At 67.6% G+C, this 26,185-nt stretch carries 23 protein-coding genes; 9 read left to right on the forward strand and 14 right to left on the reverse strand.

Features of this window, described 5'->3' with window-relative positions; translation table 11 throughout:
• Positions 1 to 14: 14 nt before the first annotated feature.
• Entirely contained in the window at positions 15 to 452 is a 438-nt protein-coding gene (locus tag A5790_RS24705) for a nitroreductase family deazaflavin-dependent oxidoreductase (protein WP_066850335.1), read from the reverse strand.
• 88 nt (positions 453 to 540) lie between these two features.
• Here A5790_RS24705 and A5790_RS24710 point away from each other — a divergent pair, with 88 nt between their 5' ends.
• Positions 541 to 771, forward strand: coding sequence for a hypothetical protein (locus A5790_RS24710; protein WP_066850337.1), 231 nt, complete (start codon positions 541 to 543; stop codon positions 769 to 771).
• Here the strand turns inward: A5790_RS24710 and A5790_RS24715 are convergent.
• Positions 768 to 1,181 carry an SRPBCC family protein gene (locus tag A5790_RS24715; protein ID WP_066850339.1) on the reverse strand — a complete coding sequence of 138 codons (414 nt, stop codon included), beginning with the start codon at positions 1,179 to 1,181 and terminating at the stop codon, positions 768 to 770. The genes A5790_RS24710 and A5790_RS24715 overlap by 4 nt on opposite strands.
• A 30-nt stretch (positions 1,182 to 1,211) precedes the next feature.
• Here A5790_RS24715 and A5790_RS24720 point away from each other — a divergent pair, with 30 nt between their 5' ends.
• Positions 1,212 to 1,895 carry a hypothetical protein gene (locus tag A5790_RS24720; RefSeq protein WP_066850341.1) on the forward strand — a complete coding sequence of 228 codons (684 nt, stop codon included), beginning with the start codon at positions 1,212 to 1,214 and terminating at the stop codon, positions 1,893 to 1,895.
• 4 nt (positions 1,896 to 1,899) lie between these two features.
• On the opposite strand, the gene dnaE is transcribed toward A5790_RS24720, so the two are convergent.
• From dnaE to lspA, 4 genes are all read right to left on the reverse strand, one after another.
• Entirely contained in the window at positions 1,900 to 5,445 is a 3,546-nt protein-coding gene (gene dnaE / locus A5790_RS24725; protein ID WP_066850343.1) for a DNA polymerase III subunit alpha, read from the reverse strand.
• Positions 5,446 to 5,633: 188 nt separating this feature from the next.
• The gene (gene rarD, locus A5790_RS24730; RefSeq protein ID WP_066850345.1) at positions 5,634 to 6,533 is read right to left on the reverse strand and encodes an EamA family transporter RarD; all 900 of its coding nucleotides are present in this window, start codon (positions 6,531 to 6,533) and stop codon (positions 5,634 to 5,636) included.
• Positions 6,530 to 7,459 (reverse strand): RluA family pseudouridine synthase, encoded by a 930-nt coding sequence (locus tag A5790_RS24735; RefSeq protein ID WP_066850347.1) that lies wholly within the window; start codon positions 7,457 to 7,459, stop codon positions 6,530 to 6,532. The genes rarD and A5790_RS24735 overlap by 4 nt, the downstream gene beginning before the upstream one ends.
• Complete coding sequence (gene lspA, locus A5790_RS24740) at positions 7,460 to 7,978, reverse strand: signal peptidase II (RefSeq protein WP_231987891.1); 519 nt, start codon at positions 7,976 to 7,978, stop codon at positions 7,460 to 7,462.
• Between the two features lie 73 nt (positions 7,979 to 8,051).
• On the opposite strand from lspA, the gene A5790_RS24745 reads away from it, so the two are divergent.
• Complete coding sequence (locus A5790_RS24745) at positions 8,052 to 8,987, forward strand: asparaginase (RefSeq protein WP_066850351.1); 936 nt, start codon at positions 8,052 to 8,054, stop codon at positions 8,985 to 8,987.
• Positions 8,988 to 9,023: 36 nt separating this feature from the next.
• Positions 9,024 to 9,491, forward strand: a complete 468-nt coding sequence (locus A5790_RS24750; protein ID WP_066850476.1) for a hypothetical protein — start codon at positions 9,024 to 9,026, stop codon at positions 9,489 to 9,491.
• On the opposite strand, the gene A5790_RS24755 is transcribed toward A5790_RS24750, so the two are convergent.
• A complete protein-coding gene (locus A5790_RS24755) occupies positions 9,473 to 10,843 on the reverse strand; it encodes a DNA polymerase IV (protein ID WP_066850352.1) in 1,371 nt (456 codons plus the stop codon). The two genes, A5790_RS24750 and A5790_RS24755, sit on opposite strands and share 19 nt — an antisense overlap.
• A gap of 33 nt (positions 10,844 to 10,876) precedes the next feature.
• On the opposite strand from A5790_RS24755, the gene A5790_RS24760 reads away from it, so the two are divergent.
• A complete protein-coding gene (locus A5790_RS24760; protein WP_066850353.1) occupies positions 10,877 to 11,110 on the forward strand; it encodes an RNA-binding S4 domain-containing protein in 234 nt (77 codons plus the stop codon).
• Here the strand turns inward: A5790_RS24760 and ileS are convergent.
• Positions 11,107 to 14,223 (reverse strand): isoleucine--tRNA ligase, encoded by a 3,117-nt coding sequence (ileS, locus tag A5790_RS24765; RefSeq protein ID WP_066850355.1) that lies wholly within the window; start codon positions 14,221 to 14,223, stop codon positions 11,107 to 11,109. The two genes, A5790_RS24760 and ileS, sit on opposite strands and share 4 nt — an antisense overlap.
• Positions 14,224 to 14,502: 279 nt before the next feature.
• Complete coding sequence (locus A5790_RS24770) at positions 14,503 to 15,147, reverse strand: hypothetical protein (RefSeq protein WP_066850357.1); 645 nt, start codon at positions 15,145 to 15,147, stop codon at positions 14,503 to 14,505.
• Between the two features lie 136 nt (positions 15,148 to 15,283).
• Between A5790_RS24770 and A5790_RS24775 the strand changes: the two genes are divergently transcribed.
• Positions 15,284 to 15,655 (forward strand): hypothetical protein, encoded by a 372-nt coding sequence (locus tag A5790_RS24775; protein ID WP_064395525.1) that lies wholly within the window; start codon positions 15,284 to 15,286, stop codon positions 15,653 to 15,655.
• 44 nt (positions 15,656 to 15,699) lie between these two features.
• Entirely contained in the window at positions 15,700 to 16,437 is a 738-nt protein-coding gene (locus A5790_RS24780; protein ID WP_064426658.1) for a hypothetical protein, read from the forward strand.
• 7 nt (positions 16,438 to 16,444) lie between these two features.
• On the opposite strand, the gene A5790_RS24785 is transcribed toward A5790_RS24780, so the two are convergent.
• Genes A5790_RS24785 through mutA form a run of 4 tightly spaced genes read right to left on the reverse strand, consistent with a single transcriptional unit; the run spans position 16,445 to position 22,846 of the window.
• Positions 16,445 to 17,719: a serine hydrolase domain-containing protein gene (locus A5790_RS24785; protein WP_066850359.1), complete on the reverse strand. Its 1,275-nt coding sequence runs from the start codon at positions 17,717 to 17,719 to the stop codon at positions 16,445 to 16,447.
• 47 nt (positions 17,720 to 17,766) lie between these two features.
• The gene (meaB, locus tag A5790_RS24790; protein ID WP_066850360.1) at positions 17,767 to 18,759 is read right to left on the reverse strand and encodes a methylmalonyl Co-A mutase-associated GTPase MeaB; all 993 of its coding nucleotides are present in this window, start codon (positions 18,757 to 18,759) and stop codon (positions 17,767 to 17,769) included.
• Entirely contained in the window at positions 18,760 to 21,009 is a 2,250-nt protein-coding gene (gene scpA, locus A5790_RS24795) for a methylmalonyl-CoA mutase (protein WP_156656504.1), read from the reverse strand. It abuts the gene before it with no gap.
• Positions 21,010 to 21,028: 19 nt separating this feature from the next.
• Positions 21,029 to 22,846 carry a methylmalonyl-CoA mutase small subunit gene (gene mutA, locus A5790_RS24800; RefSeq protein ID WP_066850362.1) on the reverse strand — a complete coding sequence of 606 codons (1,818 nt, stop codon included), beginning with the start codon at positions 22,844 to 22,846 and terminating at the stop codon, positions 21,029 to 21,031.
• Positions 22,847 to 22,945: 99 nt separating this feature from the next.
• Here mutA and A5790_RS24805 point away from each other — a divergent pair, with 99 nt between their 5' ends.
• Both A5790_RS24805 and A5790_RS24810 read left to right on the forward strand, forming a co-directional pair.
• A complete protein-coding gene (locus A5790_RS24805) occupies positions 22,946 to 23,692 on the forward strand; it encodes a TVP38/TMEM64 family protein (protein WP_066850363.1) in 747 nt (248 codons plus the stop codon).
• Positions 23,693 to 23,752: 60 nt separating this feature from the next.
• Complete coding sequence (locus A5790_RS24810; RefSeq protein ID WP_066850364.1) at positions 23,753 to 24,949, forward strand: phytanoyl-CoA dioxygenase family protein; 1,197 nt, start codon at positions 23,753 to 23,755, stop codon at positions 24,947 to 24,949.
• A 16-nt stretch (positions 24,950 to 24,965) separates the two neighbouring features.
• Here the strand turns inward: A5790_RS24810 and A5790_RS24815 are convergent, their stop codons facing one another.
• Entirely contained in the window at positions 24,966 to 26,171 is a 1,206-nt protein-coding gene (locus A5790_RS24815; RefSeq protein WP_066850366.1) for an SPFH domain-containing protein, read from the reverse strand.
• Positions 26,172 to 26,185 lie beyond the last annotated feature (14 nt).

Here is a 26,185-nt window from a genome sequence, read left to right on the forward strand (position 1 = left end):
CCAACCAGCGGTTTTCAAGAAATCGGGGTCAGCACGAACACCGGGATCTGGCGGTCGGTCTTCTTCTGATACTCGGCGTAGTCGGGCCACGCGGACACGGCGCGCTCCCACCAGACGGCCTTCTCCTCGCCGGTGACCTCCCGAGCGTCATACTCCCTGGTCACCGCGCCGTCCTGCAGTTCCACCCGCGGATGGGCCTTGATGTTGTGGTACCAGACCGGATGCTTCGGGGCGCCGCCCAACGAGGCCACCACCGCATACTGGCCGTCGTGTTCCACCCGCATCAGCGGGGTCTTGCGGATCTTGCCCGTCTTCGCGCCGACGGTCGTCAGCAGGATGAGCGGCTTGCCCTTCATGTCCACACCCGCGGTGGTGCCGGATTGTGCGATTCGGTCGGCGTGTTCCCTCACCCAGTCCCACGGGCTGGGCTCATACTCTCCGGAAAGTGGCATCCCACCAGCTTAGACGCGCTGGAGATCCGCTGGCCTGATCCGGCGTTTCGGGTGGCCGAAAAATTGGTTACGAGCTATCGTGGGTGCTATGACCACCGCAGGTAACTTCCGCACCGCAGCCGCACGCGTGACGTGCGACGTGTCGGTGGCGGGCGTGCCGTGGCCGGCCTACAAGCTGATCGCTCTGGTGCTCGGCGCGCTGGTGGCGCTGGTGGTCGGGATCGCCACCGCGACGACGGCCGCCGCGGTGCTGACCGGTGCCGCGGTCGGAACCGTCACGTGGCTGACGTTCAGCGCGCTCTGCCCGCCGCGCCTTTAGTCCTCGATCAGCCTCTTGAGCGTCGCCAGGTCGGCGGCCACCGCTTCGGTGTCGGCATCGAACTGCTCGTTGGTCATCGCCGGCCGCCGGCGCACGCTGAACACCACCTCACAGCGCGGCTCGCCGGCGTCGGTCGGCACATTCCAGGGCTGCACCCGCATCGGGTTGTAGACCGCTTCCCCGGTGGGCAGGCGCACGACGTGGTCGAGCACGCCGAGATCGTTGCGCGGCGAGAACTCGACGGTCACCTCACCCATCGGTGAGTCGGCCACCCAACCGCCCGGAGTCTGGCGAAGGCCGCCCTGTGCGAGGCCCGCCGCCCACCGCGGCCACGTCTGCGGGTCCGCGGCGAACTCGTAGACGGCCTCGGGCGGCGCGGCGATCCAGGTGCTGACGTGTCGTGACTCCATCCGACCATCCTGGCGCATCACAATGACGGCATGGAATCACCGCCGGAACAGCACCGCGCGCCGGCCTGGTTGCGGCGCGGCGTTCCGGAGAGCACGCTGCCCGTGCTGATCGCGGTGGTGGCGGTCATCGCGTTGCAGCTCGCGATCCCGAAGGACTACACGCTGGTCCCGCGGTGGCCGCTGGTGGTGTTGGAGGGACTTCTGCTGCTGGCGCTGCTGGCGATCAACCCGCGCGTCATGACCCGGCGCACGCGGGTCGGCCGGTACACCACATGGGTTCTGCTGGCGGCGATCACCCTCGACAACACGCTGTCGGCGGTCGTGCTGGCCTTCGGCATCCTCAGCGGCGACGAAAGCAACGACGCGGCGGTGCTGCTGGGCAGCGGCGCCTCGATCATCGTCACGAACGTGATCGTCTTCGGTATCTGGTACTGGGAACTGGACCGGGGCGGGCCGTTCGCGCGGCATGCAGGAGAGCGGCCCTATCCCGATTTCCTGTTCCCACAGATGACGACTCCGCATGTGGCCGAACCGGATTGGCGGCCCACGTTCATCGACTACCTCTATGTCAGCGTGACGAACGTAATGGCGTTCTCCCCGACCGACACCATGCCCCTCGCACGGTGGGCGAAGATGATGATGACGGTGCAGGCGATCGTCGCGCTGGGCACCGCCGGGCTCGTCATCGCGCGGGCGGTGAATGTCCTGAACTAAGGCGTCAGCCGCCCAGGCAGCCCGGCCCCAGCAGCGCCTTGAGGTCGCCCATCAAGGCCGACGACGGTGTGACGCGCAGCGACGTGTCCAACTCCAGCGTCGTGATCCGCTCCCCGCTGATCAACCGCAGATGCACCTGCGACGTGCCGGGGTGGCGGGCCAGCACCTGCTTGAGCGCGGTCACCTTGTCGACGGTGCACTGCCGCGTCGGCAGGCTCACCGCCAGCGGGCGATCCAGCTGCGCATTCGAGAAGTCGGGCACCACAAGGTCATTGGCGATCAACGAGATCCGATCGTCGCGGATCGCCACCTTGGCACCCACCAGCACGACGGCGTCGTCGGCGATCTCGGCACCGAACGTCGAGTAGGTCTGCGGAAAGAACAGCACCTCGATGCCGCCGGTCAGATCCTCCAGTTGCGCTGAGGCCCAGGGCAACCCGTTCTTGTTAACCCTGCGGTTGACCGAGGCGAGGATGCCGCCGACGCGCACCTGGGTGTCGTTGGGAAGGTCGCCGTCGAGGATCGCCGGGATCGCGGTGTCGACCTGGGCGGCAAGCAGGTGGGCGATGCCGTTGAGCGGGTGACCGGACACGTAGAGGCCGAGCATCTCGCGTTCGAGCGCCAGTTTGTGCTTGTCCTCCCACTCCTCGTCGGGCACCTTGATGGTGAACACCGCGTCGGTGGCCGTGTCGGCGCCGCCGAACAAGTCGAACTGCCCCATCGCCTCGGCCTTCTTGGTGCCGAGCACGGAATCGACGGCGTCGGTATGGATCAGGAACAACCCCTTGCGCGGATGCCCCAGCGAGTCGAACGCGCCTGCCTTGATCAGCGACTCGGTGACCTTCTTGTTGCAGGCGCCGATCTCGATCTTGTTCAGGTAATCGGAGAAGTCGATGTACTTCCCCTTCTCGGTGCGCGTATTGATCAGTGAGGCAACGACATTGGCGCCGACGTTGCGGACGGCCCCCAGGCCGTAGCGGATGTCCTCGCCCACCGAGGCGAAGTTCAGCCCCGACTCGTTGACATCCGGCGGGAGCACCGTGATGCCCAGTTTCCGGCAGTCGGCCAGGTACACCGCGGCCTTGTCCTTGTCGTCGCCGACCGACGTGAGCAGCCCGGCCATATACTCGGCCGGATAGTTGGCCTTGAGGTAGGCCGTCCAGTACGAGACGAGGCCGTACCCGGCGGCGTGCGACTTGTTGAACGCGTAGTCGGCGAACGGCAGCACCGTGTCCCACAGCGCCTTGATGGCCGCGGCGGAGAAGCCGTTGGACTTCATGCCCTCCGAGAAGCCCTCGAACTCCTTTTCCAAAACCTCGCGCTTCTTCTTGCCCATGGCTTTTCGGAGAATGTCGGCTCGGGCCAGCGAGTACCCGGCGACCTTCTGCGCGATCCGCATGATCTGCTCTTGGTAGACGATCAGGCCGTAGGTCTCGGCGAGGATCTCGCGCAGCGGCTCTTCGAGTTCGGGGTGGATCGGTTTGATCGCCTGGCGGCCGTTCTTGCGGTCGGCGTAGTCGTTGTGGGCGTTCATGCCCATCGGGCCGGGGCGGTAGAGCGCGATCACCGCGACCACGTCCTCGAAGCCGGTGGGCTGCATGCGCCGCAGCAGGTCGCGCATCGGCCCACCGTCGAGCTGGAACACGCCGAGCGTGTCGCCGCGGCCCAACAACTCGTAGGTCGCCTTGTCGTCGAGCGAGACGGCTTCGAGGTCGAGCTCGATCCCCCGGTTGGCCCTGATGTTGTCCAGCGCGTCACCGATAATCGTCAGGTTGCGCAGCCCGAGGAAGTCCATCTTGAGCAGGCCGATGGCCTCGCACGACGGGTAGTCCCAGCCCGTGATCACCGCACCGTCCTGCGGGCGTCTCCACAGCGGGATCGCATCGATCAGCGGCTCGGAGCTCATGATCACCGCGCAGGCGTGCACACCGGCATTGCGCACCAGGCCCTCGAGTCCGCGCGCGGTCTCGTAGATGGTGCGGACGTCTGGGTCGGTGTCGATCAGCCCTCGGACCTCGGCGGCCTCCTTGTACCGCTCATGGTTGGGGTCGGTGATCCCCGACAGCGGAATGTCTTTGGCCATGATCGGCGGAGGCAGCGCCTTGGTGATCCGGTCGGCGATCGCGAAGCCGGGCTGACCGTAGTGCACACGCGCCGAATCCTTCAGCGCTGCTTTGGTTTTGATGGTGCCGAAGGTGATCACCTGGGCCACCCGGTCGCTGCCCCACTTGTTGGCGGCATATCGCAGCATCTCGCCGCGTCGGCGGTCGTCGAAGTCGATGTCGATGTCGGGCATCGACACCCGCTCGGGGTTGAGGAACCGCTCGAACAGCAACCCGTACGGGATCGGATCGATGTTGGTGATGCCCAGCGCGTAGGCGACCAGCGATCCGGCGGCCGACCCGCGGCCGGGGCCGACCCGGATGTCGACCGACCGCGCATAGTTGATGAGGTCGGCCACGATCAGGAAGTACGACGGGTAACCCTTGTCGCAGATGACCTTGATCTCGAAGTCGGCGCGATCGGTGTACTCCTGCGGTACCTCACTGGACGGGAAGCGACGCTCGAGCCCCGCGCGGACCTCGTGGCGCAGCCACGACTCCTGGGTGTGGCCCTCGGGCACGGGGAAAACCGGCATCCGGTCGCGCACGGTCCACACGTCCTCGTAGGAGGACACCCGCTCGGCGATCAGCAGCGTGGAGTCACATGCCCCGGGCACCTGGTCGTCCCACAGCGCACGCATCTCGGCGGCCGTTTTGAGGAAGTAGCCGTCACCGTCGAACTTGAACCGGTTCGGATCCGACAGCGTCTTACCCGTCTGGATGCACAGCAGCGCCTCGTGATTCTGGGCGGCGTCGCGGGTGACGTAGTGGCAGTCGTTGGTGGCCAGCGGCGGGATGCCGAGCTTGCGTCCGATGTCGAGCAACCCCTCGCGCACCCGGCGTTCGATGTCGAGGCCGTGGTCCATCAGCTCGAGGAAGAAGTTGTCGGGTCCGAAGATGTCCCGCCACTTGGCGGCCGCTGCCACGGCCTCGTCATAGTGGCCGAGCCGCAGCCGGGTCTGCACCTCGCCCGACGGACAGCCGGTGGTGGCGATGATGCCCTCGGCGTGTTCGGCGATCAGCTCGGCGTCCATGCGTGACCACTTGCCGAGTTGGCCCTCGAAGGAGGCGAGCGAGGACAGCTTGAACAGGTTGCGCAACCCGGTGGCGTTCTCGGCCACCATCGTCATGTGGGTGTAGGACCCGCTGCCGGATACGTCGTCACCCTTCTGGCTGGGATCGCCCCACTGGATGCGCTTGGTTTCGAAGCGCGAACCCGGTGCGATGTAGGCCTCGACACCGATGATCGGCTTGATCCCTGCGCCGGTGGCGGCGTTGTAGAACTCGCTGGCGCCGAACATGTTTCCGTGATCGGTCATCCCGATCGCGGGCATCTCCAGGCGCTGAGCTTCGGCGAGCATCGGCTTGACCTTCGCGGCACCGTCCAGCATCGAGTACTCGGTGTGGTTATGCAGGTGCACGAACGACCGTGAATCCGAAGGGCTCATAGGAGGGCCAGTCTATGACCGCCTTCCGACAGTTCTCGGCGTGTCGGAAATGCGTGTCTCCGCGCCGCGCCCAGAATCCCGGCGTGACGGGAGAGTCAGACGGGATTCAACCCCGGCACGGCATCCGCAGGCCGGAAGCCGGCATTTCTGTGACGTCGGACGCTCGCCGGGCAATTGCCACGTCGTGGTCAACGCGACGAGTCACAGAGATCTCGCTCTACCGTGGACCGACGTACGGCGTCGGCGCTGAAGACCAGCAGCGCCAGCCAGATCAAGGCGAAGCCCAACCAGCGGGCCGGCGGCATCGGCTCCCGGCCGACGACCACTCCCCACGTCAGCTGCATCACCGGCGTCAGGTAGAACAGCAGGCCCATCGTCACCAGCGGGATTCGCTGCGCGGCCGCGGCGAACAACAACAAGGGCACCGCCGTCAGGACGCCCGAGAGCACCATCAGCGCGACGTGGTCGCCGCCGTAGTCGGTGAACGTCGCGTGCCCAGTGCTCTGCAGCACGACGATGTAGGCCGCCGCGAATGGCGTGGCGATGCCGGCTTCCACCCCGACGCTGACCCGCGGGTCGGTCGTCACGACTTTCTTCACCGCGCCGTAGAGGCCGAACGACAGCGCCAGGCCCAGTCCGATGTAGGGCGGTGCGCTCACTTCCACCGTCAGCACCACCACGCCAGTCACCGCGACGGCCAACGCGGCGAACTGCGCGCGATTGAGCCGCTCCCTGAAGACGATCAGACCCAGCGCGACGACCACCAACGGGTTGATGAAGTAGCCGAGCGCCGCGTCGACGACGTGGCCGTTGTTGACGGCATAGACGTAGACCCCCCAGTTGATCGAGATCAACGCCGACGCAGCGGCCAGCAGCAGCCAGGTGCGGCCGGTGATCCGCCTCAGGTCGCCGAGCCTGCGCACGACGGCGACCACGACGACCATCAGCAGGAAGTTCCACACGATGCGGTGCGCGAGCACCTCGAGGGCCGAGGCGGGTTTCAAGAGCGGAAAGAACGCGGGAAACGTTCCCCAGCACACGTAGGCGCCGACGCCGAACAGCAAGCCCGGTCTGCGGGTCTCGCTCACAGTTCGTGGTTGCGCAGTGCGTCGAGGGCGTGCTGCAGATCGGCCGGATACGGGCTGGTGATCTCGACGCGGCGCCCGTCGGCGGGATGCGCGAAAGCCAGCGACCGCGCATGCAGCCACTGCCGGTCCAACTTGAGCCGCTTGGCCAGCGTGGGATCGGCACCGTAGGTGAGATCACCGACGCATGGATGGTGCAGCGCGGCGAAGTGCACCCGAATCTGGTGTGTACGACCCGTTTCCAATTCGATGTCGAGCAGGCTGGCGGCGCGGTGCGCCTCGAGGGTGTCGTAGTGGGTGACGCTGTGCCTGCCGCCCTCGGTGACCGCGAACTTCCAATCGTGTCCGCGGTGACGGCCGATCGGTGCGTCGATCGTTCCGCTCGACGGGTCGGGATGCCCCTGCACCAGCGCGTGGTAGCGCTTCTCGACGGTGCGCTGTTTGAACGCCCGTTTGAGCACCGTGTACGCGCGTTCGGAGAGCGCGACGACCATGACCCCCGAGGTGCCGACGTCGAGGCGGTGCACGATGCCTTGGCGCTCGTGGATCCCCGAGGTGCTGATCCGGAAGCCCGCCGCGGCCAGGCCGCCCAGCACGGTCGGGCCCGACCAACCGACGGTGGCGTGCGCGGCGACCCCCGGCGGCTTGTCCACCGCGACGATGTCCTCGTCGGAGTACAGGATCGCCATCCCGTCGATCTCGACGGGTGTGTTCTCCACGGGTGCGGGTGCTTCGGGCAACCGCACGTCCAGCCAGGCGCCCGCGGTCAGCTTGTCCGATTTGCCCGCAGGGGCGCCGTCGATCTCGACACCGCCCCCTTCGGCCAGCGCCGCGGCGGCCGTGCGTGACAGGCCGAGAAGTCGGGCGAGGCCCGCGTCGACCCGCATGCCCGCCAGGCCCTCGGGAACTGGAAGCGACCGATCGGCCATCTATTCGTCCTCGGCGGCTTTCCGCCGCCCGACGGTATCGAAGTCGAACCCGAACAGCGACAGCCCCACCAGCAGGATCGCCCCGCCGACCACGCACGGGTCGGCCACGTTGAAGACCGGCCACCACCCGATGGCCAGAAAGTCCACGACGTGTCCCTGCAGCGGGCCGGGTGAGCGGAAGAACCGGTCGATGAGGTTGCCGAGGGCCCCGCCGAGGATCATGCCCAGCCCGACCGCCCACCACGGATTGACCAGCCGTCGGCCCATCCAGATGATCCCGATCACCACGCCGGTGGCGATCAGCGTGAGCACCCACGTGTAGCCGGTGGCCATCGAGAACGCCGCACCCGAGTTGCGCACCAGCGTCCAGGTCACCGTGTCGCCGATGATCGACACGGGCTGGCCGGGGGTGAGGAGTCTGACCGCGAGCACCTTGGTGACGACGTCGGTGACCAGCACCACGGCAGCGATGCCGAGCAGCAGGCCCAGCCGTCGCTGCGGCGGAGCCTCTTCGGTCATCTTGTCGGCCACGCCTGGGTCGTCAGTCACTGCTTCATCATCCCAAAACGCCGATGCGGAAGAATCTCGGACCATGGGTCGCCTCGTTGTCGTCACCACCGGCGGCACGATCGCCAGCGGCACAGGCGAGGACGGCGTCAAGCGTCCGTCCCGCACTGGGGCCGAACTAACGTCAGGGCTCGAGGTCAATCTCGACGTGGATGTGGTCGACCTGATGGCGGTCGACAGCTCGCAAATGATTCCCGCCGACTGGGATCGTATCCGGGCGGCCGTCGCGGCGGCAGAAGACGCCGATGGCGTCGTCGTCACGCACGGCACCGACACCATGGAGGAGACGGCGCTATGGCTCGACCTGACCTACCGCGGCACTACACCAGTGGTGTTCACCGGCGGACAACGCAGCGCCGATGCTCCGGACGCCGATGGCTCAACCAATCTTCAGGACGCTTTGGCGGTCGCGGCAAGTCCCTCAGCTCGAGGCCTCGGAGTCGTGGTCAGTCTTGCGGGCACGGTCTGGCAGCCGTTGGGGTTGCAGAAAGTGGCGACAGAGGACCTACGTGGCTTCGCGGGTACGGTGATCGGCGCCGTGTCGCAGGATAGGTTCGTCCGGCACGCGCCGAAGGAGCGGCCATACTTGGGTGCGCTGCCGGCGGCGGCAGCACCGAGGGTGGACATTGTCGCCGCTTATCCGGGCGCGGACGCGGTGGCGATGGACGGCTGCGCCGCCGCAGGCGCCCGCGGAATCGTGCTGGAGGCGGTGGGGTCGGGCAATGCCGGCTCGGCGGTGATCGCTGGCGTACAGCGACTCTGCGCCGCCGGAGTGGCCGTCGCGGTGACCACCCGCGTGCCTGGAGCGCGGGTCAGCCCAACATACGGTCCGGGCCACGATCTGGTGGCCGCGGGCGCCATGCCGGTGCGGCGGCTGCGGTCTGCTCAGGCACGGGTGCTGTTGATGGCGGCGCTGGCGAGCGGACTCCCCGTCGACGAAGCCGTCGACCGATGGGGTTGACGCGCATGGCACCGTGGACGCGTGCCCTTCGAGAACATGATTCGCCGAGGCGCCACGCTGATCGCGGTTCTGCCGCTGGCCTTGGCCGCGGGCACGGTGGCGCGTGCCGAAGCGCCTCCGGGAGCCGACGCGATCGACGACTACCCCGTCGCGCAAGGCTTCTACCGACCCGGCCCGCCACCCAACTACCACGTGTTCTTCAAGACACCCGACGGCCTGTCGTGTGGCATCGGCCCCAACGGCGGGCCCATCGGCTGCGACGGTGTTCCACGGGGCGCCCCGCCCGGGACCAATCAGACCTTCCTGATCAGCGGCGGCCCCGCAGAGTACCGGCACTCCCCCACACCGATGTTCACCCGCGAGGGGGTCGACGTCCTGCCGGCCGGTTATCGGCTCGAAAACTGGGGCGCCAGTTGCGGTGTCGGGTATCAGGGCACCGTGACTTGTAAGACGTACGGCGATCACGGCTTCACGATCTCGAGCGTTTACGGGGTGCTCTGGTAGCGCGCCAGTTCGGCAAGGTAGTCGGGCCAGTCGAGGGAGTCGACGGGGTTCGCACGCTCGATTCCGGGCGTGTCGACCGGGAACGTGCGGGCCTGGCCCGGTCCGCTGGTCCGCGTCTCGAACCGGATCGTCATCACGCCGTGCCCGGCGCCCTGGATCCAGCCGTGCCCGAAGTCGGGATGGGTGACGTCGTCGCCGACGCGCCAGGCGGGTGCGGTCGCGGCAAGGTCTGAGACGGTGGGTGGCACCCCGGTGTAGGTGACGTCGTCGTCGGCGGCCATCAGCTCCAAGTCCGGGAACAACGACTCCTGGCGAACGTCCGTGAGCCCCGAAAAGCCCACGCCCAGAAGGCGAATCGGCCCGACATCGACGGGGTCGAGCAGCAGCCGGCGCGCGGTGGCGATCAAGGTGGCCGCGTCGGTGGTGCCGTACGGCAGGGTGGCCGAGCGGGTGAGCGTGCTCATATCGGACTTCTTCAGCTTCACGGTGACGGTGCGCGCACCGCGGCCGTCCTTCTCCAGGCGCCGGTGGGCGTGCTCACCGATCGGGCCCATCGCTTCGCGGAGCTGATCAAGGGTGGTCAGGTCTTCGGGGAACGTGGACTCCGCGCTGATCTGTTTGGCGGGCGCGTTCTCGGCTACCGGCCGGTCGTCGATGCCGCGGGCGAGCCGGTGCAGCGCCGGGCCCACGGTGCCGCCGAGGATGTCTGCGGCCTCGGCCTCGCTGAGCGCGGCGAATGCGCCTATCGTCTCGATGCCGAGCCTGTGCAACTTCTCCCCGGCGACGGGTCCGATCCCCCACAACCGCCGCACCGGAAGACCGTCGAGCATCGCGCGCTCCTCGTCGCGGCGGACCACACGCATACCGTCGGGTTTGGCCAACCCGGATGCGATCTTGGCGAGTTGTTTCCCCGAGCCCGCCCCGATGGACGCGACGAGCCCGGTCACCTCGAGTACCCGCGCGCGCAGGGTCCGGCAGAAGTCCTCGACCTCATCCGCCGACGCGCCCGCGAGTTCGGCGGGCTCACCGAAAGCCTCGTCGTACGAGAGCTGTTCGAGAACGGGGACCGTCGCGCGCACGGTCTCGAACACCCGGCGGCTGGCCACTCCGTAGACGACGCCGCGCGGCGGAAGGACGACCGCCGCGGCGCCGACCAGCCTGCGCGCCTGGTGCATCGGCATCGCCGACTTGGCGCCGTACACGCGGGACTCGTAGCTCGCACCGGCGACCACACCGCGCCCACCGAGCCCACCGACCAACACTGGGCGCCCCCGCAGCGTGGGACGGGTCAGCTGCTCGACGGACGCGAAGAAGGCGTCCATGTCGAGGTGCAGAACCCAGCGAGCGTCCATTGCTGCAGATGCTAAGGCGCTAGCCTGGCCTGCATGGCACACCCGGGCGCCGAACCGTTCGATGTCGCCATCCGGGATGCCTCGATTCGGCTTGGTCAGTTCCTCAAGCTGGCCGGGCTCATCGACTCGGGGGCCGACGCGAAATCGGTGATCGCCGACGGCCTGGTCACCGTCAATGGCGAGGTCGAGCGCCGACGCGGCAGGCAGCTGCGCACCACCGATGTCGTGGTGTTCGCCGGGCGCAGCGCCCGGGTTTCCGACGCTTAGCGGTCGACCTTTGCGATCGAGACCCGCACCCCGTCGCCGATCTCGCTGCCGTCGACCGGGTCACCGAAATCGAAACTGGTGGCCAGGATTTCGCGGGCGATCAAGTCGCTGTGCGTCTGCGCCCACGTCTGTCGCCCGGACGGCACCGCCATCACCACCGAGATTCGGTCGGACACGTCCAGACCCGTGGACTTGCGCAGATCCTGCAGTTCGCGGATCCGGTCCTTGGCCCAGCCCTCGGCCTCCAACTCCTCGGTGACCGTGCCGTCGAGCACGACCAGCCCGGCCCCGTCGGACAGCGCCGCGGTGTATCCCGGATCGGCGGCGACCAGCCGCGAGCTGTACTCCTCGGGCTGCAGCACCGCCGGTCCGGCGGTCAGTGTGCCGTCGGCGTTGACCACCGCCTCTCTCGCCTTGACCGCCTTGATGGCCGCCTGCACGTCCTTGCCCAGCCGCGGACCCGCGACGCGCGCGTTGACCGTGAGCTCGAAGCGGCCGTAGGTGTCGATGTCGTCGGTGAGCTCGACGGTCTTCACGTTGAGCTCGTCGGCGATCAGGTCGGCGAACGGCGCGAGCCGCTGCGGGTTGTCCACGGCCACGGTGAGTTTCGGCAACGGTAGTCGCACCCGCAGCTTCTTGGCCTTGCGCAGCGACGACGCCGCCGATGCCACCTCGCGCACCAGGTCCATGGTCTCGACCAACTCGGGGTCGGTGGGCAGCAGGTTGTCCTCGGGCCAGTCGGTCAGGTGCACCGACCGCTCACCGGTCAGGTCGCGCCAGATGCGCTCGGTGATCAACGGCAGCAGCGGTGCCGCCAGCCGGGCGGTCACCTCCAGCACCGTGTGCAGGGTGTCGATCGCGTCGGGGTCCTCCTCCCAGAACCGCGAACGAGACCGTCGCACATACCAATTCGTCAGCGCCTCGGTGAACTGCCGCAGCTCGTCGCATGCCCCGGAGATGTCACAGACGTCCAGCGACGCGGTGAGGTCGTCGCGCAGCACGGCGAGTTTGGCCAGGATGTAGCGGTCGAGCACGTGCTTCGAGTCGGTGCGCCAGGTGCCCTTCTTCGGTGCGTACAACGCGAGGAAGGTGTAGGCGTTCCACAGCGGCAGCAACACCTGCCGGACGGCTTCGCGGATGCCCTGTTCGGTGACGATCAGGTTGCCGCCGCGCAGGATCGGCGAGGCCATCAGGAACCAGCGCATCGCGTCGGAGCCGTCGCGGTCGAACACCTCCGTCACATCCGGGTAGTTGCGCAGCGACTTGCTCATCTTCTGCCCGTCGTTGCCGAGCACGATCCCGTGCGCCACACAGGTTTTGAACGCCGGTTTGTCGAACAGCGCGGTGGCCAGGATGTGCAGTGTGTAGAACCACCCGCGGGTCTGCCCGATGTACTCGACGATGAAGTCGCCCGGGAAGTGCGAGTCGAACCAGTCCTGGTTCTCGAACGGGTAATGCACCTGCGCATACGGCATGGAGCCCGAGTCGAACCAGACGTCGAAGACGTCCTCGATGCGGCGCATCGTCGACTTGCCCGTCGGGTCGTCGGGATTGGGCCGGGTGAGATCGTCGATATAGGGCCGGTGCAGATCGGTGGGCCGGAGCCCGAAGTCACGTTCGAGCTCGTCGAGGCTGCCGTAGACGTCGATGCGCGGATACGCCGGATCGTCGGACTTCCACACTGGGATCGGAGTGCCCCAGTAGCGATTTCGCGAAATCGACCAGTCGCGGGCACCGGCCAGCCACTTGCCGAACTGCCCGTCCTTGACGTGTTCGGGATACCAGGTGATCTCTTGGTTGAGCTCCACCATGCGGTCGCGGAATTCGGTGACCTTGATGAACCAGGACGACACGGCCCGGTAGATCAGCGGATTGCGGCACCGCCAGCAGTGTGGATAGGAGTGCTCGTAGGTCTCGTGACGCAACAACACCGCACCGTGCGCAGCCGCGGGCCGGCTCTGGTTCTTCAGGTCGCGGATGATCTGCGGGTTGGCGTCGAAGACGTGCTGTCCGGCGTAGTCGGGGACAGTGGCGTCGAACCGTCCCTTGGAATCGACCGGTGTGACGGCCTCGATGCCCGCGGCCTGCGCGGTGAGCATGTCGTCTTCGCCGTAGGCGGGCGACATGTGCACGATGCCGGTGCCGTCCTCGGTGCTGACGAAGTCGGCGGGCAGCACGCGGAACGAGCGGGGCGCATCGGCGAAGTACGCGAACGGCGGCAGGTAGCGGGTCTCGAGCAGCTCGCGACCGGAGTACGTGCCGAGGATCTCCGGCTCCTCGCCCAATTCGCGCGCATAGGCGCCGACCCGCGCCTCGGCCAACACGAAACGCCGCCCGTCGGGGCCCTGCACCTGCACGTAGGCGACGTCGGGGTGGACCGCGACGGCCTGGTTGGACGGCAGCGTCCACGGCGTCGTGGTCCAGACCAACAGGTAGGCGCCGGCCAGATCCCCTTCGGCGATCCGGAAGCCCACGGTGATCGCGGGATCCTGACGACTCTGGTACACGTCGTCGTCCATGCGCAGTTCGTGGCTGGACAACGGTGTCTCGTCGTTCCAGCAATACGGCAGCACGCGGTTGCCCTCGTAGGCAAGGCCCTTGTCCCACAACTGTTTGAAGGCCCAGATCACCGACTCCATGAACTCGGGTTCGAGGGTCTTGTAGTCGTTGTCGAAATCCACCCAGCGGGCTTGGCGAGTCACGTAGGCACGCCATTCGTTGGTGTACTTGAGCACCGAGGCTCGGCAGGCGTCGTTGAACTTCTCGATGCCCATCTCTTCGATCTGAGCCTTATCGGTGATGCCGAGTTGGCGCTGCACCTCGAGTTCGGCGGGCAGGCCGTGGGTGTCCCAGCCGAAGCGACGCTCCACCTTGTAGCCGCGCATCGTGCGGTACCGGGGCACGATGTCCTTGACGTACCCGGTGAGAAGGTGCCCGTAGTGCGGCAACCCGTTGGCGAACGGCGGGCCGTCGTAGAAGACGTACTCGGGGGCGTCGTCGCGGCGGGCGATGCTGGCGCGGAAGGTGTCGTCGCGGTCCCAGTACTCGAGGACCTCGGTCTCCAGCGCGGGGAATCTGGGCGCCCCAGTGGCCGGCTTCGGGTAGGCGGTCATAGCTCCTGTGCCTCGTTCGGCTTCCGGCGGAAGCCTCACATGTTCGTCAAGGCACGGGGACGACGTCGCGCCGGTGCGCGAGCGCCGCGGTACCACCCCGCTTGCGCACACTCAGAGATGCGCGCCGCTCAGTTAGGGCGTTGACGGGCCCACCCGTTCGGTTCTACTGGGCTCGGAACGCCCCAAGAGATGGTGGCGCCGAACTGTTCTTCCGAAGGCTCCCCGGTGATGGCCGGATCCAAGCCGATGGCGTCGATCTTACCGCCGAACGGCGTGTGCTCAGTTCGGGGGCAAGGCGTCCGACGTGATCTCGACGAGCGCGCGCGGGAACTGTTCGGACAGCTCCTCGATGGTGTACTGCTCGAAGCGGCTGGTGTCGTACCACCAGTCGATCCGCACGTCGCCACCGGCGCGGTAGACACGCACCTCCAGGGCGTGGCCGAGGCCAGGCGGGGTCTCCTGCACCGGCACGGTGTCCGACGGCGTTTCGCCGATGTAGTTGAAGTACACCTCCGGCGAAGCGGCAACCTCGCGCTCCGAAGCGGCGGCCAGCGTCTGGTGCACGGAGGCCAGCACCTCGGTGGCGCTCGCCTGCTGCCCCGCCACACAGACCAGAGGTACGGCATCGAGCAGGGATCCGCGCTCGCTGGCGATGTCGACTCGGACCAGGCCTTCACCGAGTGTGCGGGCGATGGTTCTGCTCAGGGCGGCGACGAGGATCTCGTCGGCCGGCAGACCGAGCCATTCGGTGGCCCCGTCGAGTTCGGCCGTCAGCTCGTCGCTTGCCGGGGTCGAAACCTTGACCATGCTGGCGGAGGCACCAACGTCCGCAGCGTCGTAGTCCGTGACGCGGACCGTTGCCGTAGCAAACTCGCCGAGCGGGCGCAGAACCTCTGTCGGCGAAGCCAGGTAGGGAGCAACCATGCGACCAAAGATAGCTCACGTGTCCCAGAAATGGGAGACACCTCCCAAAACTGTGACGCCAGTGTCAATATAGGCAAACTTCTCCAGTTTGCGGACCGCACTGCCCAAACACGGGACGTTGGTTTAGAGTGGACAAGTGCCTCGGACAGACGAGAACGGCAGACAACTCAAAGCGCTGCTCGACTACCTGCTTGACGGCGACATCGAGGCCAAAGACATCTACGACGCACTGGGCACATCCAGCAGCACCTATTACCGCCGAATCAAAGAGCCGGACTATCCAGACGCCGAGGAGCTGCGGCGGGTCGCCGACCGGTTCGGTCTGAACTATCCCGACCTGCAGATCAGGTTCGGCCTGATGACCAGGCAAGAAGTACTCAGTTACGTCGAATACCTCGAACGCACAGGCGGTTCCGGCCAGACGGCCGTGCGGGAGACGACCAAGTCGCGAACCCGCATTCCTCGACTCTCCGAGCTGCGACCGCGGAGTGACGCCCCGCCCCTTTAGCCGTACACTTTGCTGAGTACCACGGCAGCTCCGAAGGCAACCCTATGGCTTTGGCGACACTGATCGCGATCACGCTTTGCTGTATCGCGTGGAGCCTGTGGATTCGCCGGGTCACCTGGTCCTCCCGTTGGGAGGTGGCCGCCACCCTCAACATCGCCCTGCAGGGCATGGCGGTGTTGTTGATGTCTCCGTGGGCCTCGGAAACGCTGGGAGTCGCGCTGCACGCGCTCACCGGCAAATGGAACCTCGAAGACTTCATCGGCCACGACTGCTACATCGTCGCCGCCTCCGCCGTCGTCTACAACGCCCTCGGTCGCCTGCAGGACGACCACCTGCTGCAAAGGTCGTTCAAGCAGTACGTCGAAATCCCGGCCACGCTGTGCATCCCGCTGCTGCTGGTCACCTTCTCCCTCGGCAACGGCGCGCGCATCTTCAAGCCGGACTTCTTCCAGGTGCCCACCGACTTCTGGCTGAACACCTACTGGCTGATCCTGTGCGGCATCCTGATCTACCTGCTGGGGTACGGCAGCCGGGCCCTGCTTGTGCTGCGCAGGGATCCGCGGTCGCGCAAGATCGCCAACGTCTATCTGATCTCGTCCGCCGCGGGCATCGCCGCGTGCATCGTGCGCCTGCTGACGGCCTACATTCCCGCGCTGCAGCAGCACGACGGCGGCGCGACCCTGGTATGGGTCTTCGCCTGTATGTGCGGCGCCGGCTTCGCGCTGACCTCGGCGGAGTCCTGGCGGCAGAAGACGAAGTGGTTCAGCAGCGCTTCTCAGTGACTGCGCGTTACCCCGCAACCTCGCGCGACACGCTGTAGAACGGCGCTCCCAGATCGGGCACCGTCTGATAGCCACGCCTGCGCGCCCGCGCCGCGTCGCGCCGGATCAACACGCCCAGCCCGGCGAACGTCGCCTGGTCGAGCACCATCCGCGTGAGCAGCCGGTTGTGCACGAAGCCGAACGCCAGGCCGGTGCTCGGATCGGCCCACCCGACCGAGCCGGCCAGCCCGGCATGACCGAACCCGGGCATCACACCCGGGGGCACCGGGAGCGAGTGGTAACCCAGGTTGAAGCTCAACGGCACGAAGATGTTGCGGTCAGGCCAGTAGCTCGCCCGGCCGGTCAGCGCCGCGACCCGCTCCTCGGACACGAACTGTTTGCCCTCGATGCGGCCACCGTTGGCGATCGCGCCGTACATCTTGGCCAGGCTCCTGGCGGTGGCCACACCGTTGGCGGCCGGGATCTCGGCGTCCAGGAACGGCGTGTCGCCCTGGACCACCGACTTCATGCCGGGGAAGTACATCGAACCGAACATCCCCGACACCCCGAGCGCCGCGACGCGCGGGGCGACGAAGTTGAAGATCGGGTTGGCGAGGGCGCCCTGCGGGGCGAGGATCTGCGCGGCGCGGGTCGGCGCGCCGACAGGCGGGCGCCCCAGGTGCAACCCGTCGGTGTCCAGCGGCTCGGCCAGCTCCTCGCGGATTAGATCGCGCATGCCCTTGCCGGTGACGGCGCGGCCCAGGCCGGACATCAGCCAGCCGTAGGTCAGCGCGTGATAGGCCTGATGCCCGAACAGCAGCTTGTTGACCGGCGCGGCCGCCACTCGCTCTTCCATCACCTGATGGTCGAGCAGCTGGGCCTTGGTGCACCCGTTGAGGTGCGACAGCCCGGCCCGGTGCTGCATCAGCTCGCGCACCGTGATCGCGGCCTTGCCCTTGACGCCGAACTCGGGCCAGTACTCGGCCACCGGGGTGTCGTAGTCGATCAGGCCGCGGTCGGCGAGTCGGTGGATGACCGTGGACGCCATGCCCTTGGTGACCGAGAAGACCATCGCACCGGTGTCAGCGTTCCAGTACTGCGTGCCGCGGCGGTCCGAGTAACCGGTCCACACGTCGACGACGGGCTCACCGTGCAAGTAGATCGACAGGGCGCCGCCGCCGTAGCGACGACCAGGGAACAGTCGCGAGAAAGTACGCAGGGTGCAGGCGAAATTGGAATCGGCAGCGCCCTGGACACCGTGCGGAAGCGCGACGCTGCGCTCCCGTTTGTTGACACCCGTCACAATTTATTTAATTTACTCGCAGCCCCGGCAAATAAACCTACCGTTACCTATTTGTTAGGTTCGCGCATGTCAGAGGCGTCGAGCAGCTGCTGCGCAGCAAGCGCGGGAGTCAGCTCCCCGTCGCGGACCTGACGTTCGATCTCGGCGCGCATCCGCTTCACGTTCGGGTTCGACAGCACCCGGTCGAGGACCGAATCCCGCACCATCGACCAGGTCCACTCGACTTGCTGAGCGCGCCTGCGACTTTCGAACTCCCCCGCCTCGGTGAGCACGTCGCGGTGCTTGAGCACCGTCGCCCACAGCTCCTCGAGGCCCGTCCCCTCCAGCGCGCTCATCGTGAGAACCGGTGGGCGCCACAGTCTTTCGCGGGGATAAATGAGGCGAATGGCACCGGCGAGCTCACGGGCGGCCCGTTTTGCCTCGATCGCGTGCTCGCCGTCGGCCTTGTTCACCACGACGATGTCGGCGAGTTCGAGCACGCCCTTCTTGATGCCCTGCAGCTGATCGCCGGTGCGCGCGAGCGTGAGGAACACGAAGGTGTCGACCATGTTGGCCACGGTCACCTCGGACTGCCCGACGCCGACCGTCTCGACCAGGACCACGTCGAAACCGGCCGCCTCCAACAGGACGATCGTCTCGCGGGTCGCCTTGGCGACGCCGCCGAGTGTGCCCGAGGTGGGCGATGGGCGGATGTAGGCGTCGGGATGCACGGCCAACTGCGCCATGCGGGTCTTGTCGCCCAGGATCGAGCCCCTGGTCCTGGTCGACGAGGGATCGACGGCCAGCACGGCGACGCGGTGTCCCTGGTTGATCAGGTACATGCCGAGCGCCTCGATCGTCGTCGACTTGCCGACGCCGGGCACGCCGGTGATCCCGACATGCAGCGAGTTGCCCGCGTGCTCAGTCAGCTTCAGCAGCAGTTCCTGGGCCTGCTCGCGGTGGTCGACGCGCGTCGACTCCACCAGCGTGATGGCTCTTGCCAGGGCGGCACGGTCGCCGTCCGCCACGGCGGCCGCAAGGTCGGCGGTCGGATCGGCCATCTAGTCGAGGCGGTAGCCCAGCCGATCGGCCAGCTTGTGCAGGAGGCCGACCGCCGCGTCCGCGATCACCGTGCCGGGCGGGAAGATCGCGGTGGCTCCGGCGGCGTAGAGCTCGTCGAAGTCGCCGGGCGGGATGACGCCGCCGACCACGATCATGATGTCGGGCCGACCCACATCGGCGAGCGCTTCGCGCAGCGCGGGCACCAGGGTCAGGTGCCCTGCCGCGAGCGATGAGACGCCGACGACGTGCACGTCGTTGTCGGCGGCCTGCCGTGCGACCTCCTCGGGGGTGGAGAACAGCGAGCCGACGTCGACGTCGAAGCCGATGTCGGCGAACGCGGTCGCGATCACCTTCTGCCCGCGGTCGTGGCCGTCCTGGCCCATCTTCGCGATCAGGATGCGCGGCTGGCGACCGTCGGCCTCGGCGAACTTCTGCACGAGGTCGGTGGCTTTCGTGATGTTGCTGACCCCTGCACCCCCCATCTCATCGCGGTAGACGCCGGCGATCGTACGGATCTCGGCGACGTGGCGCCCGTAGACCCGCTCGAGCGCATCGGAGATCTCACCGACGGTGGCCTTGGCCCGCGCGGCGTTGATGGCCAGGGCGAGCAGGTTGTTGCCCAGCCCGTCCTCGCCCGCCGGTCCGCGGGCACCGGCCGCCCGGCTCAGCTCGGCCAGCGCGGCGTCCACCTCGGCCTGATCGCGTTCGGCGCGCAGCCGCTCGAGTTTTGCGAGCTGCTCGGCCCGCACCCGGCTGTTCTCGACCTTGAGGACCTCGACCTCGTGGTCCTCGTCGACTTGGTACTTGTTGACGCCGATCACCGTCTGCTGGCCGGAGTCGATGCGCGCCTGGGTGCGCGCGGCGGCCTCCTCGATGCGCAGTTTCGGTATGCCGTCGGAGATCGCCTGCGCCATTCCGCCGTGCTCGACGACCTCGCCGATGTGCATCCGCGCCGCGGTGGCCAGCTGGTGGGTCAGCCACTCGACGTAGTACGAGCCGCCCCACGGATCGATCGGCCGCGTGGTGCCCGACTCCTGCTGCAGCACCAACTGGGTGTTGCGCGCGATGCGGGCCGAGAAGTCAGTCGGCAATGCCAGCGCCTCGTCAAGCGCGTTGGTGTGCAACGACTGGGTGTGCCCCTGCGTCGCGGCCATCGCCTCGATGCAGGTGCGCGCGACGTTGTTGAACGGGTCCTGAGCGGTCAACGACCACCCCGACGTCTGCGAATGGGTGCGCAGCGACAGCGATTTCGGGTTCTTGGGGTTGAACTCGGCGACCAGCTCGCTCCAGAGCAGCCGGCCGGCCCGCAGCTTGGCGACCTCCATGAAGAAGTTCATGCCGATGCCCCAGAAGAACGAAAGGCGCGGCGCGAACTTGTCGACGTCGAGCCCGGCATCGAGGCCGGCCTTGATGTACTCGACACCGTCGGCCAGCGTGTAGGCCAACTCGAGATCGGCTGTGGCACCGGCTTCCTGGATGTGGTAGCCCGAGATCGAGATCGAGTTGAACTTAGGCATCTTCGTGCTGGTGTAGCCGAAGATGTCGGAGATGATCCGCATCGACTCCTTCGGCGGATAGATGTAGGTGTTGCGGACCATGAACTCTTTGAGGATGTCGTTCTGAATGGTCCCGGCCAACTTCTCCGGCGGCACGCCCTGCTCTTCGGCGGCGACGACGTACAGCGCCAGGATCGGCAGCACCGCGCCGTTCATCGTCATCGACACCGACACGGTCGACAGGTCGATGCCGTCGAACAGCTGACGCATGTCGAGGATGGAGTCGATTGCCACGCCTGCCATTCCGACGTCGCCCTGCACCCGCGGATGGTCCGAGTCGTAACCGCGATGGGTGGCCAGGTCGAACGCCACCGAGAGGCCCTTCTGCCCCGCTGCCAGGTTGCGCCGGTAGAACGCGTTGGACTCCGCGGCGGTGGAGAAACCCGCGTACTGGCGGATGGTCCACGGCTGGTTGACGTACATGGTGGGGTACGGGCCCCGCACGAAGGGCGGTTGGCCCGGGAAGGTGTCGAGCGGATATCCGGCGGCGACGGCGGCGTCGCGGTCGGCCCCGATGTAGACGGGCTTGACGTCGATACCCTCCGGCGTCACCCAGTCCACTTGGTCGGCGCTGTATCCGTGCGTCGTGGCGGCCGCTTCGACATGGGCGGTGACGGCGGCCTCGGTCGGCGGGTCGGCACGCTTCTCGCCGTGCAGCGGGACTCCGGCGAAACTCCCGATGGTCTTTCCGATCCCGGCTGTGGCAGTCACCTCAGGCCCCCAATCTGGTGAGCAGGTCCGACAGGGTGGCGACCGCGTCGATCTTCGCGGTCAGGTAGCCGTCCGGCTTGGAATGGGCTTCCGCGACGGCCTTTTCCGGCCCGGCGAGCAGCACATGCGATACGCCCGTCTCGCGTGCCGAGTCGACCGCGGCCGAGGCTTCCTCTCCGTAGCGGGTGTCGGTGCCGCAGATCACGGCGATCGGCGGTGTCTGCTCCGCCTCGGTCACCGCTTCGATACCGCCCGACGCGAGCAGGTTCGTGGCGAAGGTGGTGCGCACGTTGTGTTCGGCGAGTGGACCGAGCGGCAGCAGCAACACCTTCGGCCTGGCCCCGGTCCTCTCGAGGAAAGCGTCGGAGCGGTCCCGCAGCTCCTCGAAGCCCGCCGCGTAGCGGGCCACCCCCGGCAGCGAATCACCTTGCGGCAGAGCCGGATCGGCGATATTGGGAAACTCGTTGACACCGGTCAGCGCCGTTCGCCGGTGTGCGATGTCCTCGGCGCGCCGCTGGGCGACCTCGGCGATCTGGGCAACGATGTGATCACGGGCCTGTTCGAAGCCGCCGCGGGACTCGATGTCCTGGAAGTGCTTCCATGCCTGCTCGGCGAGCTCCTCGGTGAGGTCCTCCACATGCCAGGAACCCGCCGCCGGGTCGAGCACACGGCCAAGGTGCGACTCCTCGAGCAACAGCAGCTGGGTGTTGCGGGCCATTCGGCGCGCGAAGCTCGGCGCCGTCCCTGGGAACCCACCGGGGATCGCGACGTCGAACGGGTGGACCTGGATGGTGTCGGCCCCGCCGACACCGGCCGAGAAGGCGGCCACGGTGGTGCGCAACATGTTCACCCACGGATCGCGCTTGGACATCATCGGCAGCGACGTCATGGCGTGCAGGGTGACCGCTCCGTGCTCCGGCGCTCCGACGACCTCGGCGACCCTGGCCCACAGCAGGCGCGCGGCCCGCAGTTTGGCGATCGTCATGAACTGGTCGTCGTCGGCGGCGATGCGGAAACTGATCTGCCGCAACCCGTCCGGGACACAGATACCGCCCTCTTCCAGCTGCCGCAGGTAGCTCACCCCCGTTGACACCAGGCCGGCCAGCTCCCACGATGCGTTGGCGCCGAGGTTGTGGAACGCGGGTCCGTCGACGGTGACGGCACGAACGCCGCCGCTGTAGTCGCCGAATTTGGCGGCGGTGGCCACGACGTCGGCGATCTCGGGAGCCGCGCGCTCGCTCAGCGGTGCGGTCAACGGGTCGGCGCCGAGGTCCACCGACAGCCGGGAGCGTTGGTCGGCGTCGAGGTCGCTCAACAGCCCGAGCACCGCGTCGGCGGCCGAAACGTAATCGGGCCCGGCGATTTCGAAGAGCACCGGGACGAGGTCGAGGAAGACACCGTCGAACAGCCGGTCCAACTCCGAAGCCGCGACGCCCGCGGGCGCGCCGACGCGGATGACGAGCGCGCTGACCCCCTCGGTGAGGCTGACCAACACGGCGCCGTTGGATTCGGCCAGGTTGCCGGGCCCGTTCACCGGGAACGCCTCGGCGACTTTCCAGCCGGCCTTGACGTCACGGAGCGCGTCACCGCCGCGCACGAACGGCCACTGCCCGGGCAGCGGAGGTTCGGGAAGCGCATCGGCGCTGGTGTACAGCGGGCGGATCGCGAAGCCGTCGTAGGTGGGCGAATCCAGCAGCCGCTCGGGCTCGGCGGGCAGATCGGCGGGATCGCGCCGGGTGCTCTTTGCCAGCACCGCGGCAACCGCTGAGCGCCAGCGCTCGCGATCGGCCTCGACCACAGTGGGTTTCTGCACGATCATCAGGCTAAATGATCGCAGTCACAGCGGTGTCTGCCGGTCGGTCGACTCGCGGTCCCGCGAACAGGTGGCTTCGGCCGCGGTTCCGTAGTCTTGGTAGACGTGAACTCCGTCGTCAGCACCCTGCGCGCGGCCCGAGGGGCGGTGATCGCGACGCTTTCGAGCGTCTCGCGGGTGCGTCTGGTCGGGTCCCTGGCGGCGATTGTGATTCTCGTCGCAGTTGCGTTGCTGGTCCCGGTGCCGACCGCGGTGCAGTTGCGCGACTGGGCCACCTCGGTCGGGCCGTGGTTTCCGCTGGCGTTTCTGGCCGCCCACATCGTGGTGACGGTCTTCCCGTTCCCCCGCACGGCATTCACGCTCGGCGCGGGCCTGCTCTTCGGCCCGGTGCTGGGCATCCCCCTGGCGGTGACGGCGGCGACGATCAGCGCGGTCATCGCGGTGCTGCTCGTCCGCGCCGTGGGCCTTCGACTGGACCGGGCGGTGCGCCATCCGCGAATCGAATCCCTCAACGCGCGGCTGCGCGAACGCGGTTGGCCGACGGTGCTGTCGATGCGGTTGATTCCCGCCGTGCCGTTCGCCGTGCTCAACTACGCCGCGGGCGTGTCGTCGGTGCGCGTGCTCCCCTACGCGCTGGCCACCTTGGCGGGACTGGTGCCGGGCACTGCGGCGGTGGTGATCCTCGGCGACGCGCTGACCGGCAACGTCAATCCCCTGCTCGTGCTGATCTCGTTCTGCACCGCCAGCCTGGGTGTGGCGGGCCTGGTCTACGAGGTCCGCGTGCACCGGCGGCACCACCGCGAGCGCGCGGTCGAACCCGAGGTCGATGAACCGCTGCGCCTGACGAGATGAACTCGGCCGTCGTCTGCCCTTGATGGGACGGGTTGCAGCTTCCTACGCTGGTCTGCACACATGAGTGTCGACGTACGAACGAGGGTCGACGGCGAGCCCGCACTTGTTGAGCCCGCCGAGTTCTTCGAGGCCACGCTCCCGCAGCTGTTCGCCGACTCGAACGAGCGGCTCACGCCATCGCTTCGGCAGCGGCCGCCGCGACCGCTGACCGTCTCGATAGACGATCAACGCTGGACCCTCGACGTTGACGGTGACCGCGCGACGTGCGTGAGTGGGTCGACGACCGGCACCGTACTGCGAATCGACACAGAGCAGCTGGCGGCGCTGATCGCCGATCACGTCACCCCGATGGGGTGGCTGGCCGCCGGCACGCTGCACATCCACGGGCAACTGTCTGACGTCTTGGACTGGTGGCTCCTGCTGCGAGCCGCGATCGACGGCACGACCCCTCACGTCAACGGAGCCGTCGTCTTCCGCGATCGCGACGGCGAACCACTGAACCTGCACCACTCCTACGCCCCAGACGATCCAGCCGACGAGATGGCCTGGTTTCTCGAGCAAGCCGGCTTCCTGCACATCAAGGGCGTGTTCAGCCAGGCGGAGATGTCCGCCGTCTCGACGGATATGGACCTCGCCGCGCCGCGCTACTTCGAGGGCGATGGGCGTTCCTGGTGGGCGACCCTGAGAGACGGAACCCACGCGCTGGTGCGGATGCAGGAATTCGATGCGCAGTCTCGGACAGCCGCTGCGCTCGTCGCTGACGAACGTCTTGCCAGAATCGGCAGGTTGACGGGTGACGCACACGTCCCAAGCGGATGGGACGGGAAACGCGTTGAGGCTCTTTTCAAGCCGCTCGGCGTCACACGGGGCATCTCGGACGTCCCCTGGCACAAAGACTGCGCCCTCGGTCGACACAGTTACGACTGCTGTGGCCTGACGGTCGGCATCTCAGTGACCGGTGGCGGTGCCACGTCGGGCCAGCTGCGAGTGGTCGCCGGTTCGCATCGAGCCCTCGTGTGGCCCGCACCAAGCCTCCAACCGGGTCTCGATCTTCCAGTCGTCGATCTGGCCACCGAGACCGGTGACGTCACCGTCCACCTCTCCTGCACGTTGCACATGGCCCAGCCGCCGGTGGATCGCGACCGACGGGTGATGTACACCAGTTTCAGTCTTCCGACGATCGACGACAGCGCGCAGCTCGGCCGTCAGCGGTTGAGGCGAATGGCCGACGCGGCGCCGCTGAACACGAGCCAGTGACAGCCTCCGCCACGTCTCAGCGGGAGTGCGCCCCGCTGCCCGGCTCGCGGTCCTGCGGCGCAGGGTTGGTCTGCTGGCCGATCCCCGGGAACGACGGCGGTGCGTTGATGGGCGCGGGGCCGTCCACCGAGGTGCGCGCCTCGGCTTCTGCCTTGGCCACGGCGCGAGCGATCTCGGGATCGGTCTCGGTGTTGAACCAGTCGGCGACCTCGTCGTCGTCGGGCTTGACCGGCGTGTCGTCGACCGGCGACGGGGTGTAGCGGAACACGCCGTCCTCCCCCGGCGCGCCGAGCAGCTTGGTGAAACCCTGTAGGGCCGAACCGAAGTCGCTGGGCACCAGCCACACCTTGTTCGCCTCGCCCTTGGCCATCTGGGGCAGGGTCTGCAGGTACTGGTACGCCAGCATCTCCGGCGTGGGCCGGCCCGCCTTGATGGCCGCGAACGTCTTCTCGATGGCCTTCGCCTGGCCCTGAGCCTGCAGGTAGGCCGCCGCGCGTTCGCCTTGGGCACGCAACATGCGCGACTGGCGGTCGGCCTCGGCGGCCAGGATCGCGGCCTGCTTGGCACCCTCGGCGGCCAGGATCTGTGCCTGCTTCTGGCCCTCGGCCTGTTTGATGGCCGATTCCCGGTTGCCTTCCGCGGTCAGGATCATCGCGCGCTTCTCGCGGTCGGCGCGCATCTGCTTTTCCATCGAATCCTGGATCGACGGTGGCGGGTCGATGCTGCGCAGCTCGACACGCGCGACCCGCAACCCCCAGCGGTTGGTGGCCTCGTCGAGGACGCCGCGCAACGCCGTGTTGATCTGGTCGCGCGAGGTCAGCGTCTGCTCCAGCGTCATACCGCCGACGAGGTTGCGCAGCGTGGTGGTGGTCAGCTGCTCGACACCGACGATGTAGTTGCTGATCTGGTAGACCGCCGCCTGCGGGTTGGTCACCTGGAAGTAGACCACCGTGTCGATCTGCACGGTCAGGTTGTCCTCGGTGATCACCGGCTGCGGCGGGAAGGACACCACCCGCTCGCGCAGGTCGACGCGGGCACGGATCCGGTCGACGAACGGCAGCAGCAGCGTCAGCTGACCGGACACGGTCTTGCTGTAGCGGCCGAGCCGTTCGATCACCGCGGCCTCGGCCTGCGGTATCAGCGCGATCGACTTCGCGACGATGATGGCGGCGAACACCACCAGCACGCCGACGAGCACCAGGCCGGCGACGGCTCCATCCATGACGATTCCTTCCC

The organism is Mycobacterium sp. 852002-51152_SCH6134967 (assembly GCF_001667105.1).
GTDB lineage: Bacteria > Actinomycetota > Actinomycetes > Mycobacteriales > Mycobacteriaceae > Mycobacterium > Mycobacterium neumannii_A.

Excerpts from the sequence above, each read along its gene's own strand:
- A5790_RS24705 (WP_066850335.1), bottom strand. The coding sequence starts at position 452 with ATGCCACTTTCCGGAGAGTATGAGCCCAGCCCGTGGGACTGGGTGAGG.
- A5790_RS24710 (WP_066850337.1), top strand. The coding sequence starts at position 541 with ATGACCACCGCAGGTAACTTCCGCACCGCAGCCGCACGCGTGACGTGC.
- A5790_RS24715 (WP_066850339.1), bottom strand. The coding sequence starts at position 1,181 with ATGGAGTCACGACACGTCAGCACCTGGATCGCCGCGCCGCCCGAGGCC.
- A5790_RS24720 (WP_066850341.1), top strand. The coding sequence starts at position 1,212 with ATGGAATCACCGCCGGAACAGCACCGCGCGCCGGCCTGGTTGCGGCGC.
- dnaE (WP_066850343.1), bottom strand. The coding sequence starts at position 5,445 with ATGAGCCCTTCGGATTCACGGTCGTTCGTGCACCTGCATAACCACACC.
- A5790_RS24735 (WP_066850347.1), bottom strand. The coding sequence starts at position 7,459 with ATGGCCGATCGGTCGCTTCCAGTTCCCGAGGGCCTGGCGGGCATGCGG.
- lspA (WP_231987891.1), bottom strand. The coding sequence starts at position 7,978 with ATGACCGAAGAGGCTCCGCCGCAGCGACGGCTGGGCCTGCTGCTCGGC.
- A5790_RS24745 (WP_066850351.1), top strand. The coding sequence starts at position 8,052 with ATGGGTCGCCTCGTTGTCGTCACCACCGGCGGCACGATCGCCAGCGGC.
- A5790_RS24750 (WP_066850476.1), top strand. The coding sequence starts at position 9,024 with ATGATTCGCCGAGGCGCCACGCTGATCGCGGTTCTGCCGCTGGCCTTG.
- A5790_RS24755 (WP_066850352.1), bottom strand. The coding sequence starts at position 10,843 with ATGGACGCTCGCTGGGTTCTGCACCTCGACATGGACGCCTTCTTCGCG.
- A5790_RS24760 (WP_066850353.1), top strand. The coding sequence starts at position 10,877 with ATGGCACACCCGGGCGCCGAACCGTTCGATGTCGCCATCCGGGATGCC.
- ileS (WP_066850355.1), bottom strand. The coding sequence starts at position 14,223 with ATGACCGCCTACCCGAAGCCGGCCACTGGGGCGCCCAGATTCCCCGCG.
- A5790_RS24770 (WP_066850357.1), bottom strand. The coding sequence starts at position 15,147 with ATGGTTGCTCCCTACCTGGCTTCGCCGACAGAGGTTCTGCGCCCGCTC.
- A5790_RS24780 (WP_064426658.1), top strand. The coding sequence starts at position 15,700 with ATGGCTTTGGCGACACTGATCGCGATCACGCTTTGCTGTATCGCGTGG.
- meaB (WP_066850360.1), bottom strand. The coding sequence starts at position 18,759 with ATGGCCGATCCGACCGCCGACCTTGCGGCCGCCGTGGCGGACGGCGAC.
- mutA (WP_066850362.1), bottom strand. The coding sequence starts at position 22,846 with ATGATCGTGCAGAAACCCACTGTGGTCGAGGCCGATCGCGAGCGCTGG.
- A5790_RS24810 (WP_066850364.1), top strand. The coding sequence starts at position 23,753 with ATGAGTGTCGACGTACGAACGAGGGTCGACGGCGAGCCCGCACTTGTT.
- A5790_RS24815 (WP_066850366.1), bottom strand. The coding sequence starts at position 26,171 with ATGGATGGAGCCGTCGCCGGCCTGGTGCTCGTCGGCGTGCTGGTGGTG.